Annotated in this window: 11 protein-coding genes and 1 rRNA gene; 10 read left to right on the top strand and 2 right to left on the bottom strand. The window is 70.9% G+C overall.

Annotated elements, in window-relative coordinates:
• Positions 1-190 precede the first annotated feature (190 nt).
• The 6 genes from ACZ470_RS19425 to ACZ470_RS19400 all read left to right on the top strand — a co-directional run bounded on the left by ACZ470_RS19425 (position 191) and on the right by ACZ470_RS19400 (position 7,339).
• On the top strand, positions 191-499 hold the full coding sequence (locus ACZ470_RS19425) for a hypothetical protein (protein ID WP_030829533.1): 309 nt from the start codon (positions 191-193) through the stop codon (positions 497-499).
• A 199-nt stretch (positions 500-698) separates the two neighbouring features.
• Positions 699-1,502, top strand: coding sequence for a DUF8175 domain-containg protein (locus ACZ470_RS19420; protein ID WP_468428689.1), 804 nt, complete (start codon positions 699-701; stop codon positions 1,500-1,502).
• On the top strand, positions 1,492-2,829 hold the full coding sequence (locus tag ACZ470_RS19415) for a hypothetical protein (protein ID WP_468428687.1): 1,338 nt from the start codon (positions 1,492-1,494) through the stop codon (positions 2,827-2,829). The genes ACZ470_RS19420 and ACZ470_RS19415 overlap by 11 nt, the downstream gene beginning before the upstream one ends.
• A complete protein-coding gene (locus ACZ470_RS19410) occupies positions 2,826-4,385 on the top strand; it encodes an SCO6880 family protein (RefSeq protein ID WP_468428686.1) in 1,560 nt (519 codons plus the stop codon). The genes ACZ470_RS19415 and ACZ470_RS19410 overlap by 4 nt, the downstream gene beginning before the upstream one ends.
• Before the next feature lie 13 nt (positions 4,386-4,398).
• Complete coding sequence (locus ACZ470_RS19405) at positions 4,399-5,808, top strand: ATP-binding protein (protein ID WP_468428684.1); 1,410 nt, start codon at positions 4,399-4,401, stop codon at positions 5,806-5,808.
• Positions 5,809-5,818: 10 nt separating this feature from the next.
• Positions 5,819-7,339 carry a TraM recognition domain-containing protein gene (locus tag ACZ470_RS19400; protein WP_468428682.1) on the top strand — a complete coding sequence of 507 codons (1,521 nt, stop codon included), beginning with the start codon at positions 5,819-5,821 and terminating at the stop codon, positions 7,337-7,339.
• 14 nt (positions 7,340-7,353) lie between these two features.
• On the opposite strand, the gene ACZ470_RS19395 is transcribed toward ACZ470_RS19400, so the two are convergent.
• A complete protein-coding gene (locus tag ACZ470_RS19395; protein WP_468428681.1) occupies positions 7,354-7,911 on the bottom strand; it encodes a GNAT family N-acetyltransferase in 558 nt (185 codons plus the stop codon).
• Between the two features lie 94 nt (positions 7,912-8,005).
• Between ACZ470_RS19395 and ACZ470_RS19390 the strand changes: the two genes are divergently transcribed.
• Genes ACZ470_RS19390 through ACZ470_RS19375 form a run of 4 tightly spaced genes read left to right on the top strand, consistent with a single transcriptional unit; the run spans position 8,006 to position 11,647 of the window.
• Entirely contained in the window at positions 8,006-8,926 is a 921-nt protein-coding gene (locus ACZ470_RS19390) for an ABC transporter ATP-binding protein (protein ID WP_468428679.1), read from the top strand.
• Complete coding sequence (locus tag ACZ470_RS19385; RefSeq protein WP_468428677.1) at positions 8,923-9,708, top strand: ABC transporter permease; 786 nt, start codon at positions 8,923-8,925, stop codon at positions 9,706-9,708. The genes ACZ470_RS19390 and ACZ470_RS19385 overlap by 4 nt, the downstream gene beginning before the upstream one ends.
• 17 nt (positions 9,709-9,725) lie before the next feature.
• Complete coding sequence (locus tag ACZ470_RS19380; RefSeq protein ID WP_468429195.1) at positions 9,726-10,970, top strand: sensor histidine kinase; 1,245 nt, start codon at positions 9,726-9,728, stop codon at positions 10,968-10,970.
• Positions 10,967-11,647 (top strand): response regulator, encoded by a 681-nt coding sequence (locus ACZ470_RS19375; protein ID WP_468428676.1) that lies wholly within the window; start codon positions 10,967-10,969, stop codon positions 11,645-11,647. The genes ACZ470_RS19380 and ACZ470_RS19375 overlap by 4 nt, the downstream gene beginning before the upstream one ends.
• A 50-nt stretch (positions 11,648-11,697) precedes the next feature.
• On the opposite strand, the gene rrf is transcribed toward ACZ470_RS19375, so the two are convergent.
• Positions 11,698-11,783, bottom strand: a 5S ribosomal RNA gene (rrf, locus tag ACZ470_RS19370); the annotation flags it as partial.

Raw genomic sequence — 11,783 nt, 5'->3', positions numbered from 1 at the left:
CAACTCTTCACCCATCGGGGCGCGCCCCTCCCGGGGTCCGGCGCGCGCCGGTGGCAAGCTGTTCGCACGAAAACCGCCAACAGATGACGCCAAGTCGACATACGACAGCGGCATCGTCGGCGACAATGAGGCCTGACCTCTGCACTACCGCAGGGGATGCGGAACTACCCATACAGGGGCGGTGACTTACATGTTCTTCGCGGCCGACGAGGGAGACATCAACACCATTATCGGCGGGATCGCTCCGGATTGGGGCCCCTTCGGCAGCCTGGGCAACGAGGCCAAGATCATGATCGAAGTGGTCATGGCGGTCGCCATCCTCATCTGCCTCGGCATCGCCATCTGGGGTGCGGCCAAACAGCGCATCGGCGCCACCGCGTTGAGGGACACGTTCAGCGCCGAACAGGGCAAGGGCCTCATCATCGCGGGGCTGACGGGCGTCTTCATCATCGGCTCGCTCGGCACGCTGTTCACCATCGTGTACGGCATGGCCGTGTAGCCCCGCCCCACCACCCCCGACCGGGCACGCCCGGCAACCCCCCATCCCACCCGCCCGTCGTGCCCACCGGCTGAGGTTGCGTTTCCCTGATGTCCAGTCACCACACCGCGCCCGTACGGGAGCCGGCCCGGCTACCGTCGTACTTGGAGTACACGGAGCACGAGGTGTTTCCGCACGACGCTGAGGGGGCGTACGCGGCATGAGTCTCGGAGACGACACGGGCCAGACCCGCACCCGCCTGCCGGAAGGCGGCGGCGACCCGTACGGCGGCGCGCGCAGAGGCGGCCGTTCGTCCTCGCGCAGCCTGGTCACGGTGGTCGGCGTGGTGGTCCTCCTCATCGCCGCGATCGCCTTCGCGAACCGCGGAGGCGGCGATTCCGCCGCGGAGGAGGGGGACGGGGACTCGCCCAAGTCGGCGGCGACGGCGCCTTCGGGCGAGAAGCCGGTGAGCTCGAAGGCGGCGGGCATTCCGTCGGGGTTCGCCCATGACCGCCAGGGGGCGGAGAGCGCGGCGGCGAACTATGCGGTGGCACTCGGCTCCGCCGAAATGTTCAACAAGGCCCGACGAGACGCCATCCTGCAGTCGTTGATCGTCCCCGCCCGGGTCGCGGACTTCGAGGCGACCCTGGACAGGGCGTACACGCCGGAGTTCAACAAGAACGTGGGCCTCAACGAGGACGGCACCACGCCAAAGGGCTTTACGTTCGTCTCGCGCACCAGCCCGATCGGCACCAAGGTCACCTCGTCGTCCGCCGACGCGGCAACGGTGGAGGTCTGGTGCAGCGGACTTCTGGGTCTGGCGGGCGAGAGTTCCACCAGTCCGGTCACCAACAGCTGGTTCACCATCACCATGCAGCTTGAGTGGACCAACGACGACTGGAAGATCGTGACCCACTCTCAGAAGGACGGCCCGGCGCCCGTTCCCGGCGACGAGCGGGCCTCCAGCGCCGACGAGATGGCGAAGGCCGTCGAGGAGTACGGAGGGTTCACGTATGCCCGCTAACCGCCGCCTACTCAAACTGACCGGAGCCGTCGCGGCCGTACAAGCCGCTGCTCTCGTCTTCGCCACGCGGGCCTTCGGCGCACCCACGCCCACGCCTACTCCTACCGACAGTAACGACCCGTGTGACCTGATCCACGGCCCCGCCAAGGACTACTGCGAACGAGGCGAATCCGGCGGTGGCTCCACCGACGGCCCCGGCGCGCTCAACGACCCCACCTCCACCCTCGACCCCCTCGCCTCCCTCGCCCAGGGCTGCGCCGACGCCGCCGCCTGGACCGTCGACAAGCTCAGCGACGCCGTCGAGGAGACGGCCAACGTCGACTTCACCAACGACACGTTCCTCCAGCAGTACGCCGTCGTCTTCGCCGCGTCGACGATCCTGACCCTGCTCCTCTGGCTGCTCGCGGTCGCCAAGCGCGCGGTGCGGGGCGTCCCCCTCACCACCGCCATCTCCGAGGCCATCGGCTTCCTCTGGCTCACCGTCCTCGCCTCCGCCTTCACCCCGCTTATCCTCTACACCGTCGTCTCCGCCACCGACGGCGTCACCGACGTCCTCGCCAACGCGACCGGCGACCAGACCGACACGTTCTTCGGCACGTTCTCCGGCGCCCTCGAGAAGGGCGACGACATCGGCGGCGGCCCGATCATGCTGATCGTCGTCTCGCTCGTGTCGATCCTCGCCGCCGGCGTCCTCTGGCTGGAGCTCGTCATCCGCGCCGCCCTGCTCTACGTCGGCGCCCTCCTCGGCACCGTCGTCTACGCGGGCCTCGTGGACAAGAACCTGTGGGGGCACGTCCGCCGCTGGGCGGGCATCATGATCGCCGTGATCCTCGTGAAGCCCGTCATCGTGATCGTGCTCGGCCTGGCCGGAGCGCTGTCCGCCGACGACGGCCCCGACGCCTTCTCCGCCGTGGTGTCCGGGCTGGCGATCATCCTGCTCGCCATCTTCGCCTCCGCGATGATCTACCGCTTCGTCCCCGGCTTCGGCGACGAGATCGCCGGCTCCCGCAACAACCGCATCATGCAGGGCGCCGAGGGCAAGGCCGCCGCCGTCATCAGCTCCCCGGCGACCCTCGTCGCCCAGGGCATCAAGACCCACAGCAGCCGCACCGACAACAACGGCGGAGGCGGCGGCCAGTCCTCCGGCCCCCGCCCCTCCAACCCCGCCTCCGGTGGTGTCGCCGCGCACAGCTCGCGCACGTCGAACGGCGGCGGATCCGTCCCCTCCGCCGCCCCCGCGCCCCGTTCGAGCAGCCCGGTGAACACCCCCCACGCCAGCAGCACCCGCAACAGCAGTACCAACCGCACGGGAGGTGAAGGGCGTTGACGACCGAGTCCCACCTGTCCCATCCGGTCACGCCCCGCCGTACGTATCTGATCGGCCGCGCCCGGCCGAACGCGATCGTCGGCCGCAATCGCGAGACCGGAGAGATCGCGCTGATCGTCGTGGGCGCGTTCCTCGGCATGATGTGCGGGCTCCTCGTCCCCGTCCTGTCCGTGCGGATCGTCTTGCTGGCGGGCCTTCCGATGCTGGCGCTGTCCGCCGTGTACGTGCCCTACAAGGGCCGCACGTTCTACAAGTGGTTCGAGATCAACCGCAGCTACAAGCGCACCGTGCGCCGGAACGCCACCTACCGATCCGGTGCCGTCGAGGCCGGCACCCGCCTGGACGGACGCGAGGTGGAGATCGGATCGCCGCCCGGCATCGGCAGGATCACCTGGCTGTCCGCGCCGTTCGGCCCGGACGAGATCGCCGTACTGCTGCACGCGGACCGCAAGACCGTCACCGCCGCCATCGAGATCGAGGGCCCGGGCGTGGGCCTGCGCGACAGCGAGGACCAGGAGGCCCTCGTCGACCGCTTCGGCACGCTCCTCAAGCATGTCGCCAACGGCGACGGCTTCGTGACCCGCATTCAGATGCTGGCCCGCACCCTGCCCGCCGACCCCGACGCCCACGCCAAGGACGTCGCCGTCCGCGGCGACGACAAATCACCGCCGTGGCTCCAGCAGTCGTACGACCAGCTCCAGTCGATGGTGTCGACCAGCAGCGAGCAGCACCGCGCCTACCTCGTCGCCTGCATGCACTACACGCGCGAACTGGCCGCCGAGGCCAACACCATGGCCCGCGCGATGCGCAGCCAGGGCGGCGGCAAGGTGGACCGGGACGCCGGGCTCGCCGTCGTCATGGCCCGTGAGCTGACCGACATCTGCTCCCGGCTCCAGGAGGCCGACATCCGCGTACGGCAGCCCCTCGGCCAGAGCAGGCTGTCCTCGCTGATCCACTCCATGTACGACCCGGACCACCCGATCGACCACATCCAGGCGATGTCGCAGCGCAACGCCTGGCCGGCCGAGCTGGACGCCATGGAGCCCACCTACCTCCAGGCCAAGACCCGCGAGTCCGCCACCCGCGCCCCCTGGTGCCACGCCACGGCCTGGGTGAAGGAATGGCCGATGACCCCGGTGGGCGTCAACTTCCTCGCACCGCTCCTCGTCCACACCCCGGACGTGATCCGCACGGTCGCCGTCACGATGGACCTCGAACCCACCGAGGTCGCCATCGAACGGATGCTGACCGAGAAGACCAACGACGAGGCGGAGGCGTCCCGCGCCGCCAAGATGAACCGCACCGTCGACCCACGCGACATCGCCGCCCACAGCCGGCTCGACCAGCGCGGCGAGGACCTCGCCAGCGGCGCGGCCGGCGTCAACCTGGTCGGCTACATCACCGTCTCCTCCCGCAATCCCGAGGCCCTGGCCCGCGACAAGCGGACCATACGGGCGTCGGCCGGAAAGTCGTACCTGAAGCTGGAGTGGTGCGACCGCGAGCACCACCGCGCGTTCGTGAACACACTCCCGTTCGCCACCGGCATTCGAAGGTAGGGGCTGAGCCGATATGCGGGATCCGCTGTCCGTCGTCACCGACGCCTTCACGTCCTTCCTGTTCGGGAAGGTCGAGACGACACGGCTGCCGGTGCGCACGTCCACCGGGCAGGCACAGGCGGTGTATCTGCCGACCGCCGCCCCCGGCCTCGGCGACTCCGGCGTCATCATCGGCCGCGAGGTCTACTCCGGCAAGGGCTACATCTACGACCCCTTCCAGCTCTACGGGCAGCAGCTCCCCGCCCCGCACTGGCTGGTCCTCGGCGAGTCCGGCAACGGCAAGTCCGCGCTGGAGAAGACGTACGTCCTGCGCCAGCTGCGCTTCCGCGACCGCCAGGTCGTCGTCCTGGACGCCCAGGGCGAGGACGGCGTCGGCGAGTGGAACCTCATCGCCCAGGAGCTGGGCATAACTCCCATCCGGCTGGACCCGATGGCCGCCCTGGACCACGGCATCCGGCTCAACCCGCTCGACCCGTCGATCACCACGACCGGTCAGCTCGCCCTGCTGCGCACCATCATCGAGGTCGCGATGGGCCACGGCCTGGACGAACGCTCCGGCTTCGCCCTCAAGGTCGCGCACGCCTTCGTCAACGAGACGATCGTCGAGCGCCAGCCGGTCCTCTCCGACATCGTCGAGCGACTGCGCCACCCCGAACCGGAGTCGGCGGAGGCGATGAACGTAGCCATAGACGACGTACGGGCCTGGGGACTGGACGTCGCCCTGGTGCTGGACCGCCTGGTCGACGGTGACCTGCGCGGCATGTTCGACGGCCCGACGACCGTCGGCATCGACCTCGACGCGCCGCTCATCGTCTTCGACCTGTCCCACATCGACCGCAACTCCATCGCCATGCCGATCCTCATGGCGATCGTCGGCGTGTGGCTGGAGCACACCTGGATCCGCCCCGACCGGAAGAAGCGCATCTTCCTGGTCGAGGAGGCCTGGCACATCATCAACAGCCCGTTCGTCGCCCAACTGTTCCAGCGGCTGCTGAAGTTCGGACGGCGGCTGGGCCTGTCGTTCGTGGCGGTCGTCCACCATCTGTCCGACGTGGTGGACGGGGCGGCGGCGAAGGAGGCCGCGGCCATCCTGAAGATGGCGTCGACCCGGACCATCTACGCCCAGAAGGCCGACGAGGCGAGGGCGACCGGCCGGGTGCTCGGACTGCCCAGGTGGGCCGTGGAGATCATCCCGACGCTCACGCCCGGTATCGCCGTGTGGGACGTCAACGGCAACGTCCAGGTGGTCAAACACCTGGTCACCGAGACGGAACGCCCGCTGGTCTTCACCGACCGCGCGATGACCGAGTCCTCCACCGACCTCTCCGACGACGCCCTGCGCGCCGCCGAACTGGAGGCGGAGGAACGGGCGGCGGCCTTCGTGGAGCAGCACGTCGGCGACTCCGAATCGACGGTGGCGTAGGGGAGAACGCGTGAGACCGGACGATCACCGTGAGCAGGGCCGGGCCGGCCAGGGCGGTATCCCCGACGGGCTGCTGATCGGCATACTCGCGTTCCTCATCGGCATGACCGCCATGGTGTGGACGGCCACGGGGCTCGCGAGCCTCTTCGCCCACGGCCACTGGCCGCCCGGTGTCACCTTCACCCGCACCCCGGTGGCCATGCGCCACCTCGTCGCCGAACCACAGGACGTCCCCGGCGCCTGGCCGGACGCCCCGGAGGCCGCCCTCTCCGGCTACGGCCTCTTCTGGGGCCTGTTCATCGGCCAGCTGATGATCCTCACCGTCCTGACGGTGTTCGTCGTGGGCACGGTGGCCCGCTGGAGGGCCGTACGGGCAAGGCGGCGGGCGGAGCGGGCGACGGGAGCCCCGCGGCCGCAGCCCGAACCGCACCGGGAGCCGGCACCGAAGCAGCTGCACGAGGTACCGACACCGAGGGCACCCGAGCAGGAGACGCCGACCCCGGAACCGGTCCAGGAGCCGACGCCCCGGACGGTCCCGCAGGAAGCGACGTCCGCCCCCCTGTCCCGGGGTGAACGGCCGGGCGGATGGGAAGCCCCCCGCACCGAAGGCGCCGGGGTGCTCTACGGCCCCCCGGCCACGCGCCACACCACCGCCATCCAAGCCGTACGCGACGCCGACGGCCCCGCGCTCGTCCTCACCTCCAACCCCACCCTCTGGCACGACACCAAGGACGCCCGCGCCAAGCTCGGCCCCACCCACCTCTACGACCCCACACACCTCTGCGACACCCCGGCCCGCCTCCACTGGTCCCCCACCACCGGCTGCGAGGACAAACACACGGCCACCGCCCGCGCGGCGGCGCTCCTCGCTCCCGTCCGCCCCACCTCACGCCTCGACCAGGCGGTCAGCGACACCGCCGAGACACTGCTGCGCAGCTACGTCCACGCCGCCGCCATCGACGGCCGCACCGTCCGCCACGTCCACCGCTGGTCCCAGGGCGTCCAGGTCCACGACGCCGTACGCATCCTCCGTACCAACCCCAAGGCCGCCCCCGGCTCCGCCGGTGAGCTCGAGGCGGCCCTCACGGCCCATCCCGAGCGCCGGGACATGGCGCAGCAGCTGACCACCCGCGCCCTCGCCGCACTCTCCACTGTCAATGTCCGCGAGGCGTGCACTCCCAACCGAACTGATGCCCTCGCCTTGGATTCCTTCGTCCACGAAGGGGGCACGCTTTATGTCGTGGGTGAATCCATCGAGGACCCCCGCACCAGCCCGGGCGCGATGCCCCTGCTGACGGCCCTCGCCGCACACGTGGTCGAGCACGGCCGGCGCATGGCCGAACGGTCATCCTCCGGTCGGCTCGACCCACCACTCACCCTCGTCCTGGACGACGTGGCGGCCGTGGCCCCGCTCCCCCAGCTCCCGGAACTGCTCGCCACCGGCGCGGACCGCGGCATGCCCACCCTGGCCCTGCTCCGCTCCCGCGAACAGGGCCGCGCCCGCTGGCCGCACGACGAACTGCCGGTCTGACCTGCCGGCCCGACCTACCGGTCCGACGCCGGCCGCTCCACGGCCATCTCCAGCTCCCACTCGTCCGGATCGTCCCCCAACGACACGGTCACCCCCGTCTCGACGAACCCGGCCTTGCGGTAGGAACCCAGCGCCCGCTTGTTGTCCGGGTGCACGATGAGCCGCACGCGCTCCATCCCGCGCTCCCACGCCCACTCCAGCGCGGTCTCGAACAACGCCTTCGCCAGCCCGCTCCCCCGATGCCCGGGAGCCACGTACACACCCACCAGATGCCCCTGCCGCCGCTCCACGACGGACCCGGCCCAGTCCGTCGTCCCGGCCTCCTCGATCAGCACGGCCACACTGGCGACCCAGCTCCCGTCCGCCGTCTCCGCGACGAACTGCCGAGCCCCGTTCGCCGCGCGCTCCCGCCACCACGAGTCGGGCCGGGCCACGGCCTCCTCATACGTGTCCAGATAGGCGATGTGCGCGACCGGGTCCCGCAGCGCGGCGAGCCGCAGCTCCTTCGCCGCCCTCCACTCCTCCGCGCGCACCGGCCGGATCACACAGTCCTCGTAGGGCATGGCACTCATGGCCGCCACCGTAGTACCGGGGTACCACGCCCCTCACCCGGATTACGGCCGACGGTCCGACGCCCGCCGCCCCCGCGCGGACGAGCATCGACGCATGATTACGGCACGGGAACTCACCAAACGCTACGGCGACAGGACCGTCGTCACCGACCTGTCCTTCACCGTCCGCCCCGGCACCGTCACCGGCTTCCTCGGCCCGAACGGCGCCGGCAAGTCCACCACCATGCGGATGATCCTCGGCCTGGACGCCCCGACCCGCGGCCACGCCACCGTCGGCGGCCGCTCCTACGCCGCCCACCCCGCACCCCTCACCGAGGTCGGCGCCCTGCTGGAGGCCCGCTCCGTCCACCCGGGCCGCACCGCCCGCCACCATCTGCGCGCCCTCGCCCACACCCACGGCATCCCGCGCACCCGAGTCGACCACGTCCTGGGCCTCACCGGCCTGACCGACGTGGCGGACCGCCGGGTCAAGGGCTTCTCCCTCGGCATGGGCCAGCGCCTCGGCATCGCCGCCGCGCTGCTCGGCGACCCGGCCACCGTCATCCTCGACGAACCGGTCAACGGCCTCGACCCCGAGGGCGTCCTGTGGATCCGCACCCTCCTCAAGTCCCTGGCCGCCGAGGGCCGTACGGTCCTCGTCTCGTCCCACCTGATGAGCGAGATGGCACTCACCGCCGACCACCTGGTCATCATCGGCCGCGGCCGGCTCCTCGCCGACACCACGGTCACCGATTTCGTTCGCCACTCCGGCGCGGGCACCGTCAAGGTCGTCACCCCGGACGCCGCCGACCTCGCACTCCACCTCACCGCGCCCGGCGTCACCGTCACCACCGACGCCCCCGACCGCCTCACCGTGCACGGCACCGACGCCGCACACATCGGCCGCACGGCCGCCGCCCACGGCATCCCCCTCTTCGAACTCACCCCGAACACCGCATCGCTGGAAGAGGCGTTCATGGACCTCACCCATGACGCGGTCGAATACCCGGCCGCCCTGGAAGGAGCAGCGGCATGACCGCCACCACCGCCGTACAGCCCTACCGGGTCACCCCCGCCCGCGTCCTGCGCTCCGAATGGCACAAGCTGTGGACGCTCCGCTCGACCTGGATCAACCTCATCGCCACCAGCGCCCTCACCCTCGGCATGGGCGTCGGCATCAGCGCCGCCTACGACGGCACCGGCGAGGGCGGACTCGACCCGGTCGTCTTCGTCCTCCTCGGCACCCAGTTCGCCACCGTCAACCTGGCCGTCCTGGGCGTCCTCGCCACCGCCGGCGAGTACTCCACCGGCCAGATCCGCGCCACCATGACAGCCGTCCCGCGCCGCCTGCCCGTCCTGTGGTCCAAGGCCGCCGTCCTCGCCGCGGTCGCCTTCCCCCTGTGCCTGTGGACCAACCTGCTCACCTTCCCGCTGGCCCAGGCCTTCCTCACCGACACCGACCAGTCCGCCGCCCTCGGCGACCCGGGCGTCCTGCGCGGCCTCGCCGGCAACGCCGCCGCGCTCACCCTCCTCGCCGTCATGGCCCTCGGCCTCGGCGCCGTCGCCCGCTCGATCCCGATCTCCATCGGCGCGTACATCGGCCTCGTCATGATCGTGCCGGAGGTCCTGAGGATGCTCCCCTACGCCGTCGTCGACGACGCCGTCCGCTACTTCCCCGCCCAGGCCCTGCAGTCCCTCACCGCGGCCCAACCGCTGCCCGGCGAGGCGACGCCCGGCGCCGCGCTGCTCGCCCTGGCCCTGTGGACGGCGGCCGCCCTGACCGCGGCGGCGGCATCGCTGAGGCGACGGGACATATGACGCGCGCACCCGGCACCATGGACGCCGTGACCGAAGACCGTCCGGCCGAGCCCCTCACCGAGTACATACAGCGGATCAACGAGCGGGTGCGCGCCTTCGACCGGCGCCACCCGCTGCTGTGGGACCTGCACCTCACCGGTTTCTGGCTGACGGCCGCCCTCATCGACTACGTCGGCGGGGGCTGGCGCAGCATCGCCCACAACTTGGACGTCCCCGGCGGACTGCTGCTCGCCCTGTCCCTGGGCTTCACGATCCCGCTCCTGTGGCGCCGCAGCCACCCGGGGGCAGTCCTGGTCGCGATGGCCCCGGTCGCCCTCGTCAACGCCTGGACCGGCGCCATCCTCCAGGCCGCCATGCTCCAGTTGCTCGTCGTCTTCCACATCGCCCTGCGTCTGCCCCTGCGCGCCCTGTGGTGGTCCACCGCCCTGGTGCTCACACCGGTCCTGGTCTCGGCCCTCCGCTACGACGAGCAGCCCTGGGACCAGCAGGTCGGCGCGCAACTGATGTCCATCACGGTGGCGGCCCTCATCGGCGTCACGGTCCGCACCCGCCGGAACTACACCGCCGCCCTGGAGGACCGCGCCCGCCGCCTGGAGATCGAGCGCGACCAGCAGGCCCAGCTCGCCGCCGCCGCGGAACGCGCCCGCATCGCCCGGGAGATGCACGACATCATCGGCCACAACCTCTCCGTCATCACGGGCCTGGCCGACGGAGGCGCCTACGCGGCCGGCAAGTCCCCGGAACGCGCCGCCCAGGCCCTGAACGCCATCGCCACCACCAGCCGCCAGGCCCTCGGAGAACTCCGCCGCCTCCTCGACGTCCTCCGCGACGACACCACCTCGCCCCCCGCCGAACGAACCCCCCAGCCCGGCCTCAACGACCTGGACCAGCTCATCAACGGCGTCCGCAACGCGGGCCTGCCCGTCCGCACCAGCATCGAGGGCCGGGCGACTCTCCCCCCGGGACGCCAGCTCACCGTGTTCCGGGTCGTCCAGGAGGCCCTCACCAACACCCTCAAGCACGCCGGCCCCGACGCGACCTCGGAGATCGCCATCGCCCACGGCGACAAAGGCGCCGTCACGGTCACCATCACCGACACCGGAAAGGGCGTACTACCCTCCGCCCCGTCCGACGGCCGCGGCATCCCCGGAATGCGCGAGCGAACCGCCCTGTACGGCGGCACACTTGAGGCCGGCCCACGCCCGCAGCCCGAGCGGGGCTGGCGCGTCCAACTGCGTCTCCCGGAGGAAACCCAGCAGTGACCACCGTCCTCATCGCCGACGACCAGCCCCTTCAGCGCTTCGGCTTCCGCATGCTGCTGGAGAGCCAGGACGACCTCACGGTCCTCGGCGAGGCGGCGAACGGCACGGAAGCGATCCGCATGACGGCGGAGCTGAGCCCCGATGTGGTCCTGATGGACATCCGCATGCCCGGCCTGGACGGCATCGAGGCCACCCGCCGCATCGTCGCCACCGGCGACCGCACCCGCGTCCTGATCCTCACCACGTTCGACCTCGACGAGTACGCCTACGCCGGCCTCCGGGCGGGCGCCTCCGGTTTCCTCGTCAAGGACGCCCAGCCGGAGGAACTCCTCTCCGGCATCCGCAACGTGGCCACCGGGGACGCCGTCGTCGCCCCCAGCCTGACCCGCCGCCTCCTCGACGCCTACGCCCAGCATCTGCCGGCGACACCCCGGGACCCCGCCGTGCCCATGGCCCAGCACACCGATCCCCGCCTCGACACCCTCACCGAACGCGAACGCGAGATCCTCACGGTCATCGGCAGGGGCTGGACCAACACGGAGATCGCCACCCGCCTCCACCTGGCAGAGTCCACGGTGAAAACCCACGTGGGCCGCATCCTGGCGAAGACCGGCTCCCGGGATCGCATCCAGGCGGTCATCCTGGCGTACGACACGAAACTGGTGGAGCCGTCCTGAAACGCAGAAAGCCCCCGTGCCGAATGGCACGGGGGCTTTCTTCAATATTTGTTCGGCGGCGTCCTACTCTCCCACAGGGTCCCCCCTGCAGTACCATCGGCGCTGTAAGGCTTAGCTTCCGGGTTCGGAATGTAAC

The sequence above is a fragment of the Streptomyces sp. NPDC031111 genome (assembly GCF_055570675.1).
Note: the sequence above shows the minus strand (reverse complement) of the source record. Positions and strands in the feature narration are given on the sequence as shown.